The 19,576-nt window shown below is 66.6% G+C and carries 19 protein-coding genes; 8 read left to right on the forward strand and 11 right to left on the reverse strand.

Features of this window, described 5'->3' with window-relative positions:
• Positions 1-360 precede the first annotated feature (360 nt).
• The 8 genes from ACX40Y_RS07550 to purM all read right to left on the reverse strand — a co-directional run bounded on the left by ACX40Y_RS07550 (position 361) and on the right by purM (position 7,054).
• Positions 361-867 (reverse strand): GNAT family N-acetyltransferase, encoded by a 507-nt coding sequence (locus tag ACX40Y_RS07550; RefSeq protein ID WP_459118941.1) that lies wholly within the window; start codon positions 865-867, stop codon positions 361-363.
• Positions 868-918: 51 nt separating this feature from the next.
• Positions 919-1,593: an orotidine-5'-phosphate decarboxylase gene (gene pyrF / locus ACX40Y_RS07555; protein WP_459118942.1), complete on the reverse strand. Its 675-nt coding sequence runs from the start codon at positions 1,591-1,593 to the stop codon at positions 919-921.
• Entirely contained in the window at positions 1,590-1,934 is a 345-nt protein-coding gene (locus tag ACX40Y_RS07560; RefSeq protein WP_459118943.1) for a LapA family protein, read from the reverse strand. The genes pyrF and ACX40Y_RS07560 overlap by 4 nt, the downstream gene beginning before the upstream one ends.
• A 65-nt stretch (positions 1,935-1,999) precedes the next feature.
• Complete coding sequence (locus ACX40Y_RS07565; RefSeq protein ID WP_459118944.1) at positions 2,000-4,291, reverse strand: patatin-like protein; 2,292 nt, start codon at positions 4,289-4,291, stop codon at positions 2,000-2,002.
• Positions 4,291-4,986 carry an endonuclease/exonuclease/phosphatase family protein gene (locus tag ACX40Y_RS07570; protein ID WP_459118945.1) on the reverse strand — a complete coding sequence of 232 codons (696 nt, stop codon included), beginning with the start codon at positions 4,984-4,986 and terminating at the stop codon, positions 4,291-4,293. Before ACX40Y_RS07570 ends, ACX40Y_RS07565 begins: the two co-directional genes overlap by 1 nt.
• 84 nt (positions 4,987-5,070) lie before the next feature.
• Positions 5,071-5,262, reverse strand: a complete 192-nt coding sequence (locus ACX40Y_RS07575) for a hypothetical protein (RefSeq protein WP_459118946.1) — start codon at positions 5,260-5,262, stop codon at positions 5,071-5,073.
• Between the two features lie 90 nt (positions 5,263-5,352).
• The gene (gene purN, locus ACX40Y_RS07580) at positions 5,353-5,955 is read right to left on the reverse strand and encodes a phosphoribosylglycinamide formyltransferase (RefSeq protein ID WP_459118947.1); all 603 of its coding nucleotides are present in this window, start codon (positions 5,953-5,955) and stop codon (positions 5,353-5,355) included.
• On the reverse strand, positions 5,948-7,054 hold the full coding sequence (purM, locus tag ACX40Y_RS07585) for a phosphoribosylformylglycinamidine cyclo-ligase (RefSeq protein WP_459118948.1): 1,107 nt from the start codon (positions 7,052-7,054) through the stop codon (positions 5,948-5,950). The genes purN and purM overlap by 8 nt, the downstream gene beginning before the upstream one ends.
• A gap of 64 nt (positions 7,055-7,118) precedes the next feature.
• Between purM and ACX40Y_RS07590 the strand changes: the two genes are divergently transcribed.
• Genes ACX40Y_RS07590 through ACX40Y_RS07605 form a run of 4 tightly spaced genes read left to right on the forward strand, consistent with a single transcriptional unit; the run spans position 7,119 to position 12,642 of the window.
• A complete protein-coding gene (locus tag ACX40Y_RS07590; protein WP_459118949.1) occupies positions 7,119-8,372 on the forward strand; it encodes a heavy-metal-associated domain-containing protein in 1,254 nt (417 codons plus the stop codon).
• Positions 8,369-8,983 carry a P-loop NTPase family protein gene (locus ACX40Y_RS07595; RefSeq protein WP_459118950.1) on the forward strand — a complete coding sequence of 205 codons (615 nt, stop codon included), beginning with the start codon at positions 8,369-8,371 and terminating at the stop codon, positions 8,981-8,983. Before ACX40Y_RS07590 ends, ACX40Y_RS07595 begins: the two co-directional genes overlap by 4 nt.
• Positions 8,980-11,142 carry an RNA degradosome polyphosphate kinase gene (locus tag ACX40Y_RS07600; RefSeq protein ID WP_459118951.1) on the forward strand — a complete coding sequence of 721 codons (2,163 nt, stop codon included), beginning with the start codon at positions 8,980-8,982 and terminating at the stop codon, positions 11,140-11,142. Before ACX40Y_RS07595 ends, ACX40Y_RS07600 begins: the two co-directional genes overlap by 4 nt.
• Positions 11,143-11,145: 3 nt before the next feature.
• On the forward strand, positions 11,146-12,642 hold the full coding sequence (locus tag ACX40Y_RS07605; protein WP_459118952.1) for a Ppx/GppA phosphatase family protein: 1,497 nt from the start codon (positions 11,146-11,148) through the stop codon (positions 12,640-12,642).
• 12 nt (positions 12,643-12,654) lie between these two features.
• Here the strand turns inward: ACX40Y_RS07605 and ACX40Y_RS07610 are convergent, their stop codons facing one another.
• Positions 12,655-12,945, reverse strand: coding sequence for an I78 family peptidase inhibitor (locus tag ACX40Y_RS07610; protein ID WP_459118953.1), 291 nt, complete (start codon positions 12,943-12,945; stop codon positions 12,655-12,657).
• Positions 12,942-14,117: a ribonuclease D gene (rnd, locus tag ACX40Y_RS07615; RefSeq protein ID WP_459118954.1), complete on the reverse strand. Its 1,176-nt coding sequence runs from the start codon at positions 14,115-14,117 to the stop codon at positions 12,942-12,944. Before rnd ends, ACX40Y_RS07610 begins: the two co-directional genes overlap by 4 nt.
• 145 nt (positions 14,118-14,262) lie before the next feature.
• Between rnd and aspS the strand changes: the two genes are divergently transcribed.
• From aspS to ACX40Y_RS07630, 3 genes are read left to right on the forward strand one after another with little or no spacing between them, the layout of a single operon-like run.
• Entirely contained in the window at positions 14,263-16,101 is a 1,839-nt protein-coding gene (aspS, locus tag ACX40Y_RS07620; RefSeq protein WP_459118955.1) for an aspartate--tRNA ligase, read from the forward strand.
• Between the two features lie 16 nt (positions 16,102-16,117).
• Positions 16,118-17,134, forward strand: a complete 1,017-nt coding sequence (locus tag ACX40Y_RS07625) for a 2-hydroxyacid dehydrogenase (protein WP_459118956.1) — start codon at positions 16,118-16,120, stop codon at positions 17,132-17,134.
• 8 nt (positions 17,135-17,142) lie between these two features.
• Entirely contained in the window at positions 17,143-17,919 is a 777-nt protein-coding gene (locus tag ACX40Y_RS07630; RefSeq protein WP_459118957.1) for a polyphosphate kinase 2 family protein, read from the forward strand.
• A 38-nt stretch (positions 17,920-17,957) separates the two neighbouring features.
• On the opposite strand, the gene ACX40Y_RS07635 is transcribed toward ACX40Y_RS07630, so the two are convergent.
• Positions 17,958-18,587: a carbonic anhydrase gene (locus ACX40Y_RS07635; protein ID WP_459118958.1), complete on the reverse strand. Its 630-nt coding sequence runs from the start codon at positions 18,585-18,587 to the stop codon at positions 17,958-17,960.
• 231 nt (positions 18,588-18,818) lie between these two features.
• On the opposite strand from ACX40Y_RS07635, the gene ACX40Y_RS07640 reads away from it, so the two are divergent.
• The gene (locus ACX40Y_RS07640; RefSeq protein ID WP_459118959.1) at positions 18,819-19,508 is read left to right on the forward strand and encodes a PEPxxWA-CTERM sorting domain-containing protein; all 690 of its coding nucleotides are present in this window, start codon (positions 18,819-18,821) and stop codon (positions 19,506-19,508) included.
• The last annotated feature ends 68 nt before the right edge of the window (positions 19,509-19,576 follow it).

Consider the following 19,576-nt stretch of genomic DNA (forward strand, 5'->3'; position numbering starts at 1 on the left):
GCGAGCGAGGAGAGTTGACCGCGCGCTGGAACCCCGAGAACCGAGTGATCCTGCTGAAAAGCCAGTTTGGCGGCGCTATGCCTCTTGGCAGCCCCGGCTCCTGGATGACGGACGATGATTACCGGGCCGTAACCCAAGAGCGCGGCGACAGCGATGTCGATCTAACCTTCGACATTGGCCATGAGGGGCGACTGACCAGCTGTGCCTTTGCACCCGGTAACAACGCGGAAACGGCCACGCGCACGTGCCGCCTCCTGGCTCAGCGTGCGCGATTCCGACCACCTGTGGGTGAGCACGGAGAACCGCTCGCGACCCAAGGTTCACTCACCATGCATTGGCGGTATTAGGGCCTTTGCGGAACTAGACGAGCGTCTTGGCCAGCACCGTCATGAACAGCGGAGGCACGAGCGGAAGCGGGAAGTCGCGGCGCTCGCCGGTTTCGGCATAGTCGCGGCGCACATAATAGTCGATCAGCTTGCGGCGTTCCTCGATCACCATCATCTCGATGCGGGTGCAGTCGAACACGTCGCGGGCGTGCACCTCGGCGGCCGCTATCAACTGGCGGCCGAGCCCGCCCGCCTGGCGGAGCGGCTCGATGCACAGCAGACCCAGATAGGCAGTACCTCCGCCGCGTTTCGCGACGTTGACGCAGCCGATCGCCGTGCCGTCCTCCCAGGCGCCGAGCAGCACCTGCGCGGCATCCTCGACGATCGCGGTCAGCGTTTCGAGGTCGGTGCGCGGCCCCGCGATCAAGTCGGCCTCATGCGTCCAGCCCTGGCGGGCGGTTTCGCCGCGATAGGCGCGTTCGATCACGGGGTGGATCGCCGGAAGGTCGGCTACGACTGCAGGACGGATAGTGACGGGCATCGGCGTTCCGGAAATTTCCCCTCCCTTGTAGGAGGGAAAACCCGTTACCTATCAAAGCGTCGCGGCAATTGCGCGGGCGGCCGCGTCCGGATCGGCGGCCTGTGTAATCGGCCGGCCGATCACAAGGATCGAAGCCCCTGCATCCACCGCGCTTCGCGGTGTCACCACCCGCTTCTGGTCGCCGACATGCGCATCCGCAGGCCGCACGCCGGGCACGACGAAAAAGCCGTCCTTCCACGCCGCATGCGCCGCCTTCACTTCCTCGCCCGAACAGACGATGCCGTCGACGCCCGCCGAACGCGCCAGCTCGGCCAAACGCATCACCTGCTCGTGCGGGTCGGGCTTCAGGCCGATCGATGTCATGTCGGCGCCGTCAAGGCTGGTCAGCATCGTCACCGCCACCACCTTGGTGCCCTCGGGCGCGGCGGCTTTCGCGTCTTCGAGCATCGCCCGGCCGCCGGCGGCATGGACCGTCAGGATCGCCGGATTGAGCGGCCGCAGGGCCTGCACCGCCTTGCCAACGGTGTTGGGGATGTCGTGCAGTTTCAGGTCGAGAAAGATCGGCAGGCCGATCTCCGCCATCTCGTGCACGCCGTGACGGCCGTTTGCCATGAAGAATTCGAGGCCCAGCTTGATGCCGCCCACATGGTGACGGACCTTTTGCGCGAGCGCCTTGGCCTTTTCCAGCTCGGGCGTGTCGAGCGCGACATAGATGCGGCCGCTCATGCGCGCGGCTCGCTGATCAGCGGTGGCGCGGGCGGGGAGTCGAGCGCTGGGCCTTCCCAGCGCGCCGCAGGCACGGCTGTGGTGTTCATCGTCCGGAGATCGGCCAGCGCGCGCTCGAGGCCCGCAAAACGCTGCCGCATCCGCCAGCGAAGTGCCTGATAGGCGATCAGCATTGGCAGGAAGCCCGCCAGGAACACGAGGATCAGCAGCATCGGCAGGCTGACATCGGCGACCATACCGCCCCACAGCTGGATGCTGACCTTTTCGCCACCATTGTAGATCACGAAGCCCGCAATCACGCCGCCGAGCAACAGCCACAGCAGCACCTTCAGAAATCGCATTCCGCACCTTTCCAGGAAAATCGGGAGCATTCTAGGCGCCGTGCCGATCCACGGCAACGGGTGGGTCAGCCGATCAGCGCGCGCAGTTCCTCGAATAGGCCGGGGATGGTCGTCAGCCGCGGCTCCTCCTCGTCGAGAATCGCCAGAAATGCGCGACGCTTTAGCGTGGCGAGACGCGCCGCATCGGGCGTCGTGGCAGGATCGACGGCCGAGAGAACGATGTCGATCAGCCGGTCGGCGCCGTGCAGCCGGCCCCAAAGATAGTCGTTCTCGCGATAGGCGCGGCTGAAAAACGCCCCGAAATTATTGAACTGGATGCCCTTCAACGTCGCCCCAGCGCCGCCGCTGCGGATCGCACAGGCATCGTCAGGGGCGATCCGGTCGACGCGAATGGGGTCGAATTCGTCCATGCCCTCGCCCTGGAGCAGCGGCAGCGTCGCAATGTCGAAGAAGGGGAAGCCAAGATAGGCAAGCAGCATCGGCCGCCGCAGCTCTTTTGACAGCGCACTGAAGCCGGCCGACAGCCATTCGTCGGTCTTGCCGTCGAGCGCCCTCAGCTGCATTTTCTCGGCCACCGCATCGAGCGCCGCATTGGCCCCGCCGACCACCGGATCGACGATGCGCGCTAGCCCCGCGAAGGTGTCGGTGCGCTTGAGCTCCAGATAGGCTGACAGCGCGGTATAGATCGCGTCGCGCATCGGACGCAGGCCAGCGCGGCCCGCCTGTCGCTCAAGCTCGCTCAGACGCCGAGCGAGCAGTCGCAGTCGACGGATCCTGAACCCGAGATCGTGGCTACGAAGAAACTCGAGCGCGGGTTCGGATGCGCCATTGGCATAGGTTGCGCCGAACCGATCGGCGCCGCGCTCATGGACGTTCGCTGCGAGGAACGCGCGGATCGTCCGCAATCGTTCCGGTCCCTGGTCCGGCCCGAGCGCATGGAGCAGTTGCGCCGTGCGGATGATCGCGCCTTCCACCTTCAACAGGCCGTAAGCGGTGTGGCCATAGCCCGCTTTCGTGGCGGCGGCGATCTGTGCACGGCGGCGCCACGCGGACAGTCGCTTCGGCGTCGGATAGTCGAGCCACAGCGTATAGCCGAACAGCGATTCCACCTGAGTTTCGACTTCGCTGCGAATCTCCGTGATGATTGTCAGCATTCGTTCGATCCGATCGGAACGCTCGGCAATCGCCTCCAGATTGTCGCGAATCGGCTGCTGGCGCGGGAGTTCGGAGAGGGCGCCGATGATCGTGCCGAAAAAGCCGGGCTGCTCCTGCGGCTTGCCATAGAAGTCGAAGCGCGCACCGGGTGCGGGGTCGATGAACACGAACCGGCGATCGACCTGCCGCCGCGCCGGCCGTTCGCGCAGTGCCTCCATCGCCGGGCCGAACGGCGCGTTCGCGAGCACCGATCCGTCTATCAGCACCGCGTTTTTCGCCTGGTTATCGGCCCATTGGCGCGGAAGAGCGCGGGCGAGAAAGGCGTCGCGTTCGGGCCAGGCGGTGCCGCGGGCGGCAAGGACCGCGTCGATCTCGGCAACGGTCAGGGGCGGAAAGGCGCCCGGAAAGCTCGACGTGGCGCGCGCGGCAAAGGCGAGCGCGGCCGGGCTCGCCAACTGGCCGGAATCGGTCTGGCCATGATCGCTGAACGCCAGCACCAGCCGATGCTCGGTCTCGATCACTTCGGGGGGCGAGTGAAGGCGGAGCGCTTCCGGGTGGCCGCGGAAATCGGTGGCGGTGACGAACAGGTCGAGCGGTTGTCCCGGCGGGAGCAGGCGCTTCCCCTTCGGTCCGGCCGCCATCGCGTCGAGCGCGTCCAGAATCGTGCCGAGCAACTGCGCACCGCCGAATGGGGGCTCGAACCACCGCGAGCGGACGAACCGCTCCAGCTTCTCGCGCACCTCGTCGCGGGCCGACGCCTCGACTGTCTCGTCGATGGCGGCGGTGCGGTTGGCAAGCAGCCAGGCGATCGGCGTCGCCCACAGCTTGGCAAAGCGATGCGAGGGGGCCTGAGTCGGCGCCAGCAGCGCTTCGACATCGGCATGTTCAAGCCACATATGTGTGAGCGGATCGAGCGATTGACCCGAACTGATCGCCTGAGCCAGAAACACTGCGTTGATGCCCCCAGCACTGGCGCCAGAAAGGATGTCCACCAGCACCCGAAGGCGGACGCAGGTTTTTGCGCCAATTTCCTCGATCAACTCCCGATAGATGCTGGACGGACCCTCGCCGTCCTGGGCCGCGCAGCTCGCCTGGGCGAGGTGCCAGACTTCTTTGGTGATGCCGTGCATGTAGACGGCGAGGCTTATGCCACCGTAGCAGACGAGCGCGAGGCGCAGTTCGCGGTCGTGAACCTCGTGCATCAGCGGTGCCTGAGCGTCGCCCACACCGGCAGGTGATCGGACGCGGTTCGCGAGGCGAGGCTCGTGTGAACGCCCGATTCGACGATTTCCAGCGCTTCCGACGCCATGATGCGATCGAGCCGCGCCATCGGGCGGCGGGCGTGATAGCTTTTGCCGGTATCCGCAAAGGCGAAATGGGTTCCGAAGTCGCGCAGACAGCCCGAATGCGCGCTCCATTCGTTGAGATCGCCCATCAGCACCGTCGGATACGCCTTCGTGCTCGCGGCGAGGTGCGCCAGAATCGCATGCGCCTGCCGCCGCCGCCACAGGCCGGAGAGATCGAGATGCATGCCGATCACGCGCAGCGGCTGTCCGTCGATGCGAAGATCGGCCATTACCGCGCCGCGCGGCTCCAACGTCGGCAGATGGATCGCTTCGCAATCGATGATCTGCGCGCTCTTGCGCACCAGCAGCGCATTGCCATGCCACCCCATCGACCGGGCACGCATGCCGAACGGCACGGGCTTCCAGGGGCTATGCTCGGCGAGCAGGTTGGCGGTCAGCACCGCCTCGCGCGCGCCGAAACGTCGATCGGCCTCCTGGAGCGCGATGACGTCGGCATCGACTTCGCGCAGCACTTCCAATGTCCGTTCCGGGCGCCGGCGCCGATCGGTTCCGATCGACTTGCGCATATTGTAGCTGGCGACCTTGATCATCGACGCCTCTTATCGCGGCCGCGGGGGGCGATAGGCAAGAGGTGACAGGCAAGAGGTGACAGGCAAGGGATGACCCGGCCGCAGTCACTGGCCCGAACGCTGTGCCTTGGCTTCGGTCGCCGCCGAGCAGAGGCTCCGCGCCGTCGATTCGGCCGCCTCGACCGTCATCGCGACGGCAACGCCGTTCGGCCCGTCGAGCAGGACGAGCCCATCCTCGGCGGAGGCAACGCCGCCCACCCGTTCGGGCTCCAGTGCCCGGTCTGTCGACGCCGCCATTCCCGTTCTCCCGCTGTTCGCCGCGATCTGCGGCGGCATCAACAACGCGATCGGGCGCCGGAATATCCTTGTTTTATCGCCGGCTACAGATCAGCCGCGACCGTTCAGCCACGCCGCGAGCACGCGGGGGTAGAGGCGATGCTCCTCGGCGAGCACCCGCGCCGCGAGTGCGTCCGGCGTGTCACCGGCAAGGATCGGCACGCGCGCCTGGCCAAGCACGGCGCCGCCGTCCAGTTCCTCGGTGACGATATGGACCGACGCACCCGCCTCGGCATCGCCCGCTTCGATCGCACGGGCGTGGGTGTCGAGGCCCTTGTACTTGGGCAGCAGCGAGGGGTGGATGTTGACGATCCGCCCCCGCCAGCGCGCGACGAAATCGTCGGAGAGCAGCCGCATATAGCCGGCAAGCGCGATCGCCTCGACGCCGGCTTCGCGCAGCGCCGCATTGATCTTCGCCTCATATTCGGCCTTGGGCATGCCCTTGGGGCTCTGCGCGAAGGTCGGCACGCCGCGCTCGGCGGCCCAGGCGAGCCCGGCCGCTTCCGGCTTGTCGCTGGCGACGAGCGCGACGGCATAGGGGCAGTCCGGTGCCGCGGCGGCCTCGACCAGCGAGGCCATGTTCGATCCGCGGCCCGAGATCAGAATACCGAGTCGCTTCTTGGGACTGGACGCGCCGCCAGAAGGCTCACCCATGGTGCGTGGCGCTCCACGGTGCGCGCGCGCTCCAGGTCTCCTCGCCACCGACCACGGTGCAGCCGCGCTCGCCGGCTTCGATCGTGCCGATGGTGAACACCGTCTCGCCCGCCGCGCTCAGCGCGTCCGACACCGCCTCGGCCTGGTCGGCGGCGACCACCGCGACCATGCCGATGCCGCAGTTGAAGGTGCGCGCCATCTCTTCGGGCTCGATATTGCCCTGGGCCTGCAGGAACGCCATCAGCCGCGGCAACGGCCAGGCATCGGCGTCGATCCGGGCATGGGTGCCCTCGGGCAGCACGCGGGGGACATTCTCCAGCAGCCCGCCGCCGGTGATGTGGGCGAGGCCGTGGATCGTGCCCTTGCGCAGCTCGGGCAGCAGGCTGGCGACGTAGATGCGAGTCGGCGCCATCAGCGCGTCGATCAGCAGCCGCTCCTGGTCGAACAGGGCGGGGCGATCGAGCTTCCAGCACTTGTCCGCCGCGAGTCGCCGCACCAGCGAGAAGCCGTTCGAGTGCACGCCGTTCGAGGCGAGCCCGAGCAGCACGTCACCGGGCGCGATCTTCTTGCCGTCGAGCAGCCGGTCGCGCTCGACCGCGCCGACGCAGAAGCCGGCCAGGTCATAGTCGCCATCGGCATACATGCCCGGCATTTCCGCCGTCTCGCCGCCGATCAGCGCGCAGCCCGCCTGGCGGCAGCCATCGGCGATCGAGGCGATCACCCGCTCGGCAACCGCATTGTCGAGCTTGCCGCTCGCATAATAATCGAGGAAAAACAGCGGCTCGGCACCCTGGACGATCAGATCGTTGGCGCACATCGCGACGAGGTCGATGCCGACGCCGTCATGCCGGTCATGCTCGATCGCCAGCTTCAGCTTGGTGCCGACGCCGTCGTTCGCCGCGACCAGCAGCGGATCGTTGAAGCCGGCGGCCTTCAGGTCGAAGATCCCGCCAAAGCCGCCCAGATCGGCATCGGCGCCCGATCGCCGCGTCGATCGCGCCAGCGGGCCGATCGCGCGGACCAGCGCGTTGCCGGCCGCAATGGAAACGCCCGCCTGGGCATAGGTGTAGGGGCCTTCGCCCGCGTTCGTGTCGCTCATGGCAAATGCGCCTAGCCACAACGCGCTTGGATTTCCACGCCCGCTTCGCCAAAAGGGCGCCCGCATGCAATTTCGCCGTCCAAAATCCGTTGCCGCGCTCGCCGCCCTCGCTCTGGCGGGGGCCGGTGCGGTCGTGGCGCACGGGCAGGGCGGCGCCCCTGCGGCCGTCTCCGATCCCTCCAACAGCTTCGAAGTGGGCGGCGTGACGGTCGACGTGTCGGGCAAGTCGGCCGAGCAGGCCCGACAGGGCGGCTGGCGGATCGCCCAGCGCAAGGGCTGGGACATGCTGTCGCGCCGGCTGACGGGGCGGCCGGGCTCGCTTTCCGATTCGGCACTCGATTCGATCGTTACGGGCATCGTCGTCGAACGCGAGCAGATCGGCCCCAATCGCTATATCGCCACGCTCGGCGTGCTGTTCGATCGGGCGAAAGCCGGTTCGATCCTGGGCGTATCGATCGCCGTCAGCCATTCGCCGCCGATGCTGCTGGTGCCGCTTCAGTTTTCAGGCGGCGTGGGCGAGGTGTTCGAGCGCGAGACCGCATGGGCGCGCGCATGGAATCGGTTCCGCACCGGCGGCACCACGATCGATTATGTCCGGCTGCGGGGCGCCGGCGCGGATCGGCTGCTGGTCAATGCCGGCCAGACGATGCGGCGCGGGCGCAACTGGTGGCGCACCATCCTCGACCAGTATGGCGCCAGCGACATGCTGGTTGCCGAGGTTCAGCTTCGCCGCGAATATCCCGGCGGGCCGATCGTCGGCGTGTTCGCCGCGAGCCACGGCCCGGATCGCCGGCCGATCACCAGCTTCGCGCTCCGCATCGAAAATGGTGACGCGCTCGATGCGCTGCTCGATGCCGCCGTCCAGCGAATCGACAAGGCCTATCAGCAGGCGCTGGCCAATGGCGTGTTGCGGACCGATTCGGTGCTCGCCGCGCGTCCGCCGCTGCCGCAGCCGGTGGTTCCCGCCGAGGAACCGTCCGCCACGCCCACGCCCGATCCGCAATCGGCCAGCCTGACGACGCTGTCGGTGCAGGTGGACACCCCCGACGCGGCGTCGGTGACGTCGAGCGAAACCGCGATCCGCGGCGTGCCCGGGGTGCGTTCCGCCACCACCACCAGCCTTGCACTTGGCGGCATATCGGTGATGCGCGTCGCGTTCGACGGATCGCAGGCGGCACTCCGCGCCGCGCTCGAATCGCGCGGATGGTCGGTTCAGGAAGGGCCGGGCGTCTTGCGGATCCGCCGTGGCGTCGGCGGCACGACAGCGCCGCAGAACTCGCCGACGCCGCGGCCGACGGCAACGCCGCGGGGCCAATGAGCCAGCTTCGCCTGCCCCTCGGGCTGCCCGATGCGAGCGAGACGGAGTTTCTGGTCGGCGAATCGAACCAACACGCCGTCCAGCAGCTCGAACATTGGGGAAGCTGGCCGGTGATGGCCGCGCTGCTGGTCGGCCCGCGCAAGTCCGGCCGCAGCCTGCTCGCGCGCATCTTCGCCGCCAAGACGGGCGCGACGATCATCGACGACGCGGAGCGCGTGCGCGAGACCGATGTCTTCCACGCCTGGAACCAGGCGCAGCAGGAACATCGCCCGTTGCTGATCGTCGCCGATGCGCCGCCGCCGATCTGGCCGGTGCGATTGCCCGATCTGCGCTCGCGGCTCGGCGCCTCGACATTGCTCGAGATCGGGCCGCCGGACGATGCGCTGATCCCGCGCCTGATCGAGCGCGCCTTTGCCCGGCACCTGCTGCACGCGCCGCCGGCGGTGATCGCGTGGATCGCCCGCCGCATCGAACGCAGCCATGTTGCGATCCTGCGCGTGGCCGACATTCTCGAAACCGAAACCGATGGTCGTTTGTCGCTCCCGGTGGTCAAGGCTACACTCGAGGCTGCAAGCCTTTTGACGCAATCCAGCGATAGCGAGACGGAATGACAGAATCGGCTTCCGCATCCAGCACCCCGTCGACGCCCGCGGGCGCGCGCTATTTCAACCGTGAGCTATCGTGGCTGGCGTTCAACCGGCGCGTGATGGAGGAAGCGTGCAATCCCGCGCACCCCCTACTCGAACGGCTTCGCTTCCTGTCGATCTCCGGCAGCAATTTCGACGAATTCTTCATGGTGCGCGTCGCCGGCCTGATGGGCCAGCAGCTCCAGAATATCGACACGCGCTCCGCCGATGGCCTGACGCCCGCCAATCAGCTGGAGGCGATTTCGGCCGAGGCGGCGACGCTTGCCGACGAGCAGCAAGACGTCTGGATCGACATTCGCGCCGAACTCGCGCTCGCCGACATTTTCGTTCTCGAGGCCGATGCGATCGCCGGTGAGGACGAACGCTGGCTCGAAGCGCATTTCCGCGAACAGATTTTCCCGATCCTGACGCCCCAGGCGCTCGATCCGGCGCATCCGTTTCCGTTCATCCCGAACCAGGGATCGAGCGTCATCCTCAATCTGCTCCGCGAATCCGATCACGAACCGATCCGCGAGCTCGTCCTGCTGCCCTCGACGATCAAGCGATTCGTGCGGCTGCCGGGCACGCCGGCGCGCTATGTCGCGATCGAGACGCTGATCAAGCATTTCGCGACATTGCTGTTCCCCGGATATGAGGTGCAGGCGGCGGCGGCGTTCCGCGTGCTGCGCGACAGCGATATCGAGATCGAGGAAGAGGCGGAGGATCTGGTCATGACCTTCCGCTCGGCGATCAAGCGTCGCCGTCGCGGCCGGGTGATCCGTCTCGAAATGGAAGAAGGCATCGCACTCGATCTGGAGGCGATCCTGAAGGAAGAACTCGGTGGCAGCGAAGCGCTGCTCACCGAAACCGGCGGTTTTCTGGGCGTCGGCGATCTCGCGATGCTCGTCGAGGAGGATCGGCCGGACCTGAAGTTCACGCCGTTCGCCGCGCGCTTCCCCGAGCGCATCCGCGAATATGGCGGCGATTGCTTCGCGGCGATCCGCGCGAAGGACATCATTGTCCATCACCCCTATGAGACGTTCGACGTCGTCCTCTCCTTCCTCCAGCAGGCGGCGGCCGACCCGGACGTGATGGCGATCAAGCAGACGCTGTATCGCGCGGGCAAGCAGCCGGCGGTGATCAACGCGCTGATCGCGGCGGCGGAGGCGGGCAAGTCGGTGACCGCCGTCGTCGAGCTCAAGGCGCGGTTCGACGAGGAGCAGAATCTCTACTGGGCGACCGCGCTCGAACGCGCGGGCGTGCAGGTGGTCTATGGCTTCATCGACTGGAAGACGCATGCCAAGGTGTCGATGGTGGTCCGACGCGAGGGCAATGCCTATCGCACCTACTGCCATTTCGGCACCGGCAACTATCATCCGATCACCGCGCGCATCTACACCGATCTGAGCTTCTTCACCGCCGATCCGCGGGTGGGCAGCGATGCGGCGCAGATTTTCAACTATGTCACCGGCTATGTGGAGCCCCGGCACCTTCAGCTGCTGGGCATTTCGCCGCGTGACCTGCGCAACCGCCTCGTCACGCTGATCGACGAGGAGATCGCGCATGTTCGCGAGGGGCGGCCGGGCACGATCTGGGCCAAGATGAACTCGCTGGTCGATCCAGCGATCATCGAGAAGCTGTATGAGGCCAGCAGCGCCGGGGTGGATATCGATCTGGTGATCCGCGGCATCTGTTGCTTGAGGCCGGGCGTGCCCGGCATGTCGGAGCGCATTCGCGTCAAGTCGATCGTCGGGCGCTTCCTGGAGCACAGCCGGATCTGGGCATTCGGCAACGGCAAGGCGCTGCCCAACGACGGCGCCAAGGTCTATATCTCGTCGGCAGACTGGATGCCGCGCAACTTCGATCGGCGCGTGGAGTTCATGTTGCCGATCCTCAACCGCACCGTTCACGATCAGGTGCTCGATCAGGTGATGGTGGCGAACCTGCTGGACAATGAACAGAGCTGGCTGCTGCAACCGGACGGCCATTATGACCGGATCGAGCCGGGCGAAGGCGGTGTGTTCAACCTCCACCGCTTCTTTATGACAAATCCTTCGCTGTCCGGGCGCGGTGCGGCGCTCGAAGCGCGGCGGCCTCAACCGCGTCTGTCGCCGCGCAAGCGCCGCGCCCCCAAGGAAGACTGAGGCATGGCGACCCGCTTGCGCGCCGCGCCCGTCGATGCCGCACCGGCACGGCCGCGCGTCGCGATCATCGATATCGGCTCCAACTCGGTCCGGCTGGTCGTCTATGAAGGCCCGGCGAGGCTGCCGGCGATCCTGTTCAACGAAAAGGTGATGGCGGGGCTGGGGCGCTCACTCGGCGAAACCGGCGCGATCGATGCGGCGGCGCTCGACACGGCCCGAGCGGCGCTCGCCCGATTCGCGCTGCTGACGCGCGAGATGGGGGTGACGGCGGTGCGTACCGTCGCCACCGCTGCGGTGCGCGAGGCATCGAACGGTGGCGAACTGATCGAAGCGGCGCGGGCGATCGGCCTGGGGGTCGAGTTGCTGTCGGGCGAGGAGGAAGCGACGGCCTCCGGGCTTGGCGTGCTTTCGGGCATTCCCGATGCCGACGGGATCGTCGGCGATCTCGGCGGCGGCAGTCTCGAACTGGTCCGAGTTGTCGCCGGCACCGTTACCGGCTGCGTCTCGTTTCCGCTGGGCGTGCTCCGCATCGGCGCGATCCGCGCGCGCGGCAAGGGTGCGCTCGATCGCGAGGTTGCCGCGCGTATCGCCGAGGTCGGCTGGAAGGGGCTGGGCAAGGGGCTGCCATTCTACATGGTCGGCGGTTCGTGGCGGTCGCTCGCCAAGCTCGACATGCATCTCAGCGGCTATCCGCTGCCGATCCTGCACCAATATCCGCTGGCGATCGATCGCATCGCCGAACTGGGCAGGCGCGTCGAAGGCGCGACCAAGGCCGATCTGAAGACCGTGCCCGACCTGTCGAGCGGGCGCATCCCGACCTTGTCGGACGCCGCCGCGCTCGTCCTCGCGGTGGTCAAGCAGCTGGGCAGCACCGGCACGATCGTGTCAGCCTATGGCCTGCGCGAGGGGCTGCTCTATCAGCGGCTGTCGCCCGAGCAGCGCCGGGAAGACCCGCTGATCGCCGCCGCGCATGAGGAGGGGCAGCGGCTCGGCCGGTTCCCCGAGCACGGCGATCTGCTCGACGCCTGGATCGCGCCGCTGTTCAAGGATGACGCGCCCGATTGGGCGCGGCTGCGCCATGCGGCCTGCCTGCTCGCCGATGTCGGCTGGCGGGCGAACCCCGAGTTCCGCGCCGAGCGCGGGCTCGAGGTCGGGCTGCACGGCAACTGGGTGGGAATCGACGCCGCGGGGCGGGCGATGATCGCGCAGGCGCTCTACGCCTCGCTCGGCGGCGCGACCGACACGCCAGCGCCGCTCGAGCAGCTCGCCTCGTTCGAGGCGCTCGCCGAAGCGAAGCGCTGGGGACTGGCGATGCGGCTCGGCCAGCGGCTCAGCGGCGGCGTGGCGGCACCGCTCAAACGCTCGCGGCTGCGGATCGACGGCGACGGGCTGGTGCTGCACCTCGCCGCCGGCGACGAGGCGCTGTATGGCGAGGCGGTGGAAAAGCGCCACCGCGCGCTCGCATCCTCGCTGGGGTTGCGCGCGGTAACGGCCGGCTGAGCGCCGCACCGATCAGCCGCAGCGCGCGTCGGTGATCGTGCCGGTCTCATCGAGCGAGAGGTTGAGCCGGTCGGGCCGAAAATCCATCGTGACGGCCGATCCCGGTTCGATCCAGCGGACCCGCTTGGCGCCCGAACGCTGCAACGCCTCTGCCTCGGTCGCGGCACTGCGCGGCTTCCCCTTCAGCGCCAGCACGGGGTTCGCGTTGCACTGGATGCCCGGCGGCAGCGGCTGCGCCGTCTTGGGCGCGCATCCGGCGAGCGCGACCGGCGCGGCCAGCAGGATCGCGATCACGCGGCTCATGACGGCTCCTGCGTGCGGCTCATCTTGAGCTTCCCGTTGCGCACCGCAAAGGCGAGCTGCCCTTCCACCAGCGCCAGTGCGTCGCGGCCGAACTGTTCGTAGCGCCAGCCTTGAAGGATCGACAGGCCGTCGCGCGATCCCGCCGCCAGCGACTCCAGGTCTTCCGACCGGGCGAGCAACCGCGCCGCAACGTTGATTTCCTTGGCGCGGATCTTGAGCAGCAGCTTGAGCAGATCGGCGACCAGTGCGCCATCCTTGCCCAGCGACGGTTTGCGATCGTCACGCCCGGGCATTTCGGATGCGGGCATCGGCTTGGCATCCTCGATCGCCGCCATCAGTCGCCCGCCGATGTCGTTGCCCGCCCATGCAGCGGAAAGACCGCGCACCTTGGCAAGATCGGCCTGCTTGCGCGGCGGATTGGCGGCGATATCGGCTAGCGTCTCGTCCTTGACGATGCGCCCGCGCGGCAGATCCTTGCCCTGTGCCTCCAGCTCGCGCCAGCGGGCGAGTGACTTGAGCCGGCCGAGCACATCGGGCTTGCGGCTGTTGATCCGCACGCGTTGCCACACCTGGTCGGGATCGTTGCGATAGTTTTCGGGATTGCCCAGCCGCTCCATCTCCTCGTCGAGCCAGGCGCCACGGCCCGTCTTGCGCAGCTTCTCGAGCATCCTCGGGAAGATCGTCGACAAATGCGTGACGTCAGCGATCGCATAATCGATCTGGCGCTTGTCGAGCGGCCGGCGCGCCCAATCGGTAAAGCGCGCGCCCTTGTCGACGACGATGCCCAGATAGGTTTCGACGAGGTTCGAATAGCCGATCTGCTCGCCTTGCCCCAGCGCCATCGCCGCCACCTGCGAATCGAACAGCGGATAGGGCGTCTTGCCGGTGAGGTTGTAGACGATTTCCAGATCCTGCCCGCCGGCGTGGAAGACCTTCAACACGTCTTCATTGTCGACCAGCAGGTCGAGCAGCGGCCCGAGATCGAGGTCCGGCGCCTTGGGATCGATCGCCGCCGCTTCGCGATCGTTCGCGACCTGAATCAGGCAGAGTTCGGGCCAGTAGCTGTTCTCGCGCATGAATTCGGTATCGACCGTGATGAAGTCGGACTGCGCGAGGCGGGTGCAAAGATCGGCAAGGGAAGCGGAATCTTCGATCAAACCATGAATGTGCATCAAGCGGCCATATACCGGTCTTCGGGTTGACAAAAGTGGGGTCTGACAGGAATGCGCGCGGCTTGAAGAGTTCACTATCGTCGCGCTGGCCCCTCCGGCACCGCCATCGGCGGCCGACGGCGATCAAGGTTGGAAGATCAGGATCATGCACGCCTATCGCACGCACAACTGCGCCCAGCTCCGCTCTGCGGACGTGGGGCAAACCGTCCGCCTGTCGGGCTGGGTGCACCGCAAGCGCGATCATGGCGACCTGGTGTTCGTCGATCTGCGCGACCATTATGGCATCACCCAGATTGTCACCGACGTCAGCGGCCCCGCCTTCGCCGCGATCGAGTCGCTGCGTTCCGAATCGGTAATCACCGTCACCGGCACGGTCGTCGCGCGCGATGCGAGCGTGGTGAACCCGAACCTGCCGACCGGTGAAATCGAGCTCCGCGCGGCCGAGGTGGTTGTCCAGTCCGCCGCCGCCGACCTGCCGATGCCGGTGTTCGGCGACCAGGAATATCCCGAAGAGATTCGCCTGCGGAACCGCTATCTCGACCTGCGCCGCGAGAAGGTCCACAAGAACATCGTGCTGCGCTCGAACGTGATCGCGTCGCTGCGCCGGCGCATGATCGACCAGGGCTTCACCGAGTTCCAAACCCCGATCCTCACCGCGTCGAGCCCCGAGGGCGCGCGCGACTATCTCGTCCCCAGCCGCGTCCATCCGGGCAAGTTCTATGCGCTGCCGCAGGCGCCGCAGATGTTCAAGCAGCTGCTGATGGTCGCCGGCTTCGACCGCTATTTCCAGATCGCACCCTGCTTCCGCGACGAGGACGCACGCGCCGACCGTAGCCCGGGCGAGTTCTACCAGCTCGATTTCGAGATGAGCTTCGTGACGCAGGACGACGTGTTCGCCGCGATCGAGCCGGTGCTCCACGGCGTGTTCGAGGAATTCGCCGACTGGGAAGGCATGGGCCGCAGCGTCAGCGCGCTGCCGTTCAAGCGCATCCCGTACCGCGAATCGATGCTCAAGTACGGCAACGACAAGCCGGACCTGCGCAACCCGCTGGTCATCACCGACGTCTCCGAGTTCTTCAAGGGTTCCGGCTTCGGCCGTTTCGCCTCGATCGTCGAAGGCGGCGATGTGGTCCGCGCGATCCCGGCGCCGGGCACGCACGAGAAGAGCCGCAAGTTCTTCGACGACATGAACAGCTGGGCGCAGAGCGAAGGTTTCCCCGGCCTCGGCTATGCGACGCAGAAGGACGGCGTGTTCGGCGGCCCGATCGCCAACAATCACGGCCAGGACGGGATGAAGGCGATTGCCGAGGCGATGGGCCTCGGCCCGAACGACGGCATCTTCTTCGCCGCCGGCAAGGAAGCGCAGGCGGCGAAGCTCGCCGGCCTGGCGCGGACCCGCGCTGCCGAGCAGCTGGAGCTGATCGACAAGAAGCGCTTCGAGTTCTGCTGGATCGTCGATTTCCCGATGTTCGAATATGACGAGGACGCGAAGAAGGTCGATTTCAGCCACAACCCCTTCTCGATGCCGCAGGGCGAGCTGGAGGCGCTGGAGACCAAGGATCCGCTCGACATCCTTGCCTATCAGTACGACATCGTCTGCAACGGCATCGAGCTGTCCTCGGGCGCGATCCGGAACCACAAGCCGGAGATCATGTACAAGGCGTTCGAGATTGCCGGCTACAGCCAAGCGGACGTGGACACGAACTTCTCGGGCATGATCAATGCCTTCAAGTTCGGCGCGCCGCCGCATGGCGGTTCGGCCCCGGGCGTCGACCGCATCGTCATGCTGCTCGCCGACGAGCCGAACATCCGCGAGGTGATCGCCTTCCCGATGACGCAGAAGGCCGAGGATCTGATGATGCACGCGCCGTCGACGGTGAGCGACAAGCAGCTCAAGGAACTGCACATCCGGCTGGCGCCGGGGGTTGCCGCCGAGCTGGCAAAGAAGGACACTGCCGAAGCGGTCGATCCGGCCGCGGGCTGAAGCGGGGAGTGCGGTCATGCGCGTCGCGGTGTTCAACACCAAGGCCTATGACCGTCGCTTCCTCGCGCAAGCAAACGCCCGCTTCGGGCACGAGCTGACCTTTCTCGAACCCCGCCTCGATGCGCTCACCGCCACGCTGGCGGCGGGGCACGAGGCGGTTTGCGTTTTCGTCAACGACGGCGTGGATGCCGAAGTGCTCGCGGTTCTGGCAGCGGCGGGAGTCCGGCTGGTGGCGCTTCGCTGCGCCGGTTTCAACAATGTCCACCTGGCGGCAGCGGAGCGCCTGGGCATCGCCGTGGTGCGCGTGCCGGCCTATTCGCCGCACGCGGTCGCCGAATTCACGATCGGGCTGTTGCTCGCCGTCGATCGCGCCATTCCCCGTGCCTGGTCGCGGGTGAGGGAGAATAACTTCGCGCTCGACGGGCTAATCGGTCGCAACCTGCACGGCCGCACCGTCGGCGTCGTCGGTACCGGCAAGATCGGCGCGCTGGTCGCCCGCGCGCTGCGGGCCGGGTTTGGCTGCAAGGTGCTGGCGAGCGACCTTCATGCCGATCCCGAGCTGGAGGCGATCGGCGTTCGCTATGTCCCCCGCGATGAGCTGCTGCGCACCGCCGAAATCGTCACGCTGCATTGCCCGCTCACGCCGGATACCCATCGTCTGATCGACGCCGGGGTGGTCGCAGAGGCACGAGACGGGCTGGTGATCGTCAACACCAGCCGCGGCGCGCTGATCGATACCGCGGCGCTGATTGCCGGGCTGAAGTCGCGCAAGATCGGTGCGGTGGCGCTCGATGTGTACGAGCAGGAGGCGGACCTGTTTTTCGAGGATTTGTCGAACGAGATCATCGCCGACGATCTGTTTCAGCGCCTGCTGACCTTTCCCAACGTCCTCATCACTGGCCATCAGGCGTTCCTCACCGAGGAAGCATTGTCCGCGATTGCCGAGACGACACTGGCGAGCATCACCGACTTTGCTGAGGGAAGGCCGCTCGCCAATCGGGTCGATGCAGCCTTGATCGCGCCGGCACGTTAGGGGCCTCGATGACGATCGATCTTTCCGATTACGAAGCCGGCGACCATTATGACGGCGATTATGCCGAGGATCTTGCGCGGCTGCAGAAGCGGCTGAGCCATATCCAGACCGCGCATATCATCCACAAGCGCCGCGCGATCGTGGCGTTCGAGGGCTGGGATGCGGCGGGGAAGGGCGGGGTGATCAAGCGCCTCACCGCCGAATGGGACCCGCGCTACTATGAGGTCTGGCCGATCTCGGCGCCGACGCAGGAGGAACTGTCCCACCATTTCCTCTGGCGGTTCTGGCAGCGGCTGCCGGCCCAGCACCAGATCGGGGTATTCGATCGCACCTGGTACGGCCGGGTGTTGGTCGAGCGGGTCGAGGGCTATGCCAGCGAGGCCGAGTGGCGGCGCGGCTATGCGGAGATCAACGATTTCGAGGCGCAACAGGTCAATAACGGCACGACGCTGATCAAGGTCTTCCTGCACGTGACGCAGAAGACGCAGGACAAGCGCCTGCGCGACCGGTTGACCCATCCGTGGAAGCGCTGGAAAACCGGCATGGCCGATTTCCGCAATCGCGCGCGCCGGGCGGATTACCTCGATGCGATGCATGAGATGTTTCACGAAACCGACACGCCGCATGCGCGCTGGACGGTGATCGATGGCAATAACAAGAAGGCAGCACGGATCGCGGCGCTGACGGCGGTCGCTGATCAGCTGGAAAAGCACGTACCAATGGCCCCGCCCGAACTCGACCCGGAGGTGGTGAAGGTCGCGATCGAGGCGCTGGGGAAGTTCTGAACCTCAATTCCTCCCCGGTACGGGGAGGAGTTTAGGCGTTACGCCGCGGCGAAAACCCCGTCCTCGCCCATCACGTGCAAGATCCCGTCGGCGATCGCGAAATAGGCGCCGTGGATGGTCAGCTTGCCGGCGGCCTCGCGCTCGGCGACGAAGGGGAAGCTACGCAGGTTGCGGATCGAAACGCGCACCGTTTCCTGCTCCATCGCCCGCACTGCCGCCGGCCCTTCGCCATGCTCGGCGATAATCCGCTCGCGCGCGCCTTCCAGCATGTCGACCCAGTGCGCGATGAACCCGCCCTGGCCATTTTCGGCATCGGCGAATCGCTGCGTCAGCGCGGCATGCGCGCCGCCACAGGCGCCGTGGCCCATCACGACGATTTCCGGCACCTCGAGCTGGGTCACCGCGAATTCCAGCGCGGCGGACACGCCGTGGCGGCCTCCCCCGGTCTCGAACGGGGGCACGAGATTCGCGACATTGCGTACCACGAAGATTTCGCCGGGCGAGGTGTCAAAGATCTGCGCCGGATCGACGCGGCTGTCCGAACAGGCGATCACCATCACCTTGGGGCTTTGCCCTTCCGAAAGTTCGGCCCAGCGCGCGCGCTGGCTGCTCCAGCCGTCGGTGCGAAAGCGATGATAGCCATGAACGAGCGCATCAAATCCAGCCATGTCGGCGTCCCTAGACCCGCCGCCGCCGCGTGTCGACCTTCGGGCGGCATGCCGCCTTTACGACGAGAATGCGACCGGAAAGCCAATTCTGGGACAGTTCGGGCACAATTCCTGAAACGCGTCGGAAATATCCTATCAAAAGATGAACAGGGGCGTAGCTAGTCGAGCAGCGTGGAGGTTCAAGGAGAGAATTTCCATGCTGTCTCGAACATCGTTTTCATGGGGGAAAACATGAAACAAATCGTTGTAATCGCGGGATTGATTGCCGCTGCCGTTGCGTCGGCTCCGGCTTCGGCGCAGTCGCTCAACTTCGCAGGACTTGACGGGGATAATCAGGAGCTTGTCCTCGATTATTATGCAGGCGGTGCGGGCAGCCTCGGTTCCACCGGCGGTCCGAACTATGGAATCACCTTCTCCGACAATGCGATCGCCTGCTCGGTGCAGCCAGGCGGAAGCTGCAACTCGGCTGCGCTCCCGACAGGTGGCAATCTGCTGTTCTTCCTGGGCGGCGATGCGGCGACGATGAACGTCGCGGGTGGGTTCTCGACGGGCTTCTCGTTCTTCTACAGCGCCGTCAACAACCCGGCATTCGTGAACGTCTATTCGGGGCTGAACGGGACGGGCGATCTACTCGCGACCATCAATCTTGCTCTGACGCCAAACGGTGCCGGCACCGAAGGCTGCTTCGGCACCAACTTCTGCCCCTATGTCGCCGCGGGCGTCAGCTTTGCCGGCATCGCACACTCAGTCGACTTTGGCGGCTCGGCGGACCAGGTGGCGTTCGCCGCGATCACGATCAACTCCTCGACGCCGGGCGGCGTGCCCGAACCGGCTGCCTGGGGCATGCTGATCGGCGGCTTCGGCATGGCCGGCGCGGCAATGCGCGCGCGTCGTACGCGGGTGGCCTTCGCCACCGCCTGAACGGCGCTCTGACATCGATCGGGGGCGGCGCCGGGCGACCGGCGCCGCCCCTTTCGCGTTTTGCGCGC

It is taken from the genome of Sphingomonas sp. RS6, assembly GCF_054489705.1.

Coding starts and splice junctions, on each gene's coding strand:
- ACX40Y_RS07550 (WP_459118941.1), bottom strand. CDS start 867: ATGCCCGTCACTATCCGTCCTGCAGTCGTAGCCGACCTTCCGGCGATC.
- pyrF (WP_459118942.1), bottom strand. CDS start 1,593: ATGAGCGGCCGCATCTATGTCGCGCTCGACACGCCCGAGCTGGAAAAG.
- ACX40Y_RS07560 (WP_459118943.1), bottom strand. CDS start 1,934: ATGCGATTTCTGAAGGTGCTGCTGTGGCTGTTGCTCGGCGGCGTGATT.
- ACX40Y_RS07565 (WP_459118944.1), bottom strand. CDS start 4,291: ATGCACGAGGTTCACGACCGCGAACTGCGCCTCGCGCTCGTCTGCTAC.
- ACX40Y_RS07570 (WP_459118945.1), bottom strand. CDS start 4,986: ATGATCAAGGTCGCCAGCTACAATATGCGCAAGTCGATCGGAACCGAT.
- ACX40Y_RS07575 (WP_459118946.1), bottom strand. CDS start 5,262: ATGGCGGCGTCGACAGACCGGGCACTGGAGCCCGAACGGGTGGGCGGC.
- purN (WP_459118947.1), bottom strand. CDS start 5,955: ATGGGTGAGCCTTCTGGCGGCGCGTCCAGTCCCAAGAAGCGACTCGGT.
- purM (WP_459118948.1), bottom strand. CDS start 7,054: ATGAGCGACACGAACGCGGGCGAAGGCCCCTACACCTATGCCCAGGCG.
- ACX40Y_RS07590 (WP_459118949.1), top strand. CDS start 7,119: ATGCAATTTCGCCGTCCAAAATCCGTTGCCGCGCTCGCCGCCCTCGCT.
- ACX40Y_RS07595 (WP_459118950.1), top strand. CDS start 8,369: ATGAGCCAGCTTCGCCTGCCCCTCGGGCTGCCCGATGCGAGCGAGACG.
- ACX40Y_RS07600 (WP_459118951.1), top strand. CDS start 8,980: ATGACAGAATCGGCTTCCGCATCCAGCACCCCGTCGACGCCCGCGGGC.
- ACX40Y_RS07605 (WP_459118952.1), top strand. CDS start 11,146: ATGGCGACCCGCTTGCGCGCCGCGCCCGTCGATGCCGCACCGGCACGG.
- ACX40Y_RS07610 (WP_459118953.1), bottom strand. CDS start 12,945: ATGAGCCGCGTGATCGCGATCCTGCTGGCCGCGCCGGTCGCGCTCGCC.
- rnd (WP_459118954.1), bottom strand. CDS start 14,117: ATGCACATTCATGGTTTGATCGAAGATTCCGCTTCCCTTGCCGATCTT.
- aspS (WP_459118955.1), top strand. CDS start 14,263: ATGCACGCCTATCGCACGCACAACTGCGCCCAGCTCCGCTCTGCGGAC.
- ACX40Y_RS07625 (WP_459118956.1), top strand. CDS start 16,118: ATGCGCGTCGCGGTGTTCAACACCAAGGCCTATGACCGTCGCTTCCTC.
- ACX40Y_RS07630 (WP_459118957.1), top strand. CDS start 17,143: ATGACGATCGATCTTTCCGATTACGAAGCCGGCGACCATTATGACGGC.
- ACX40Y_RS07635 (WP_459118958.1), bottom strand. CDS start 18,587: ATGGCTGGATTTGATGCGCTCGTTCATGGCTATCATCGCTTTCGCACC.
- ACX40Y_RS07640 (WP_459118959.1), top strand. CDS start 18,819: ATGAAACAAATCGTTGTAATCGCGGGATTGATTGCCGCTGCCGTTGCG.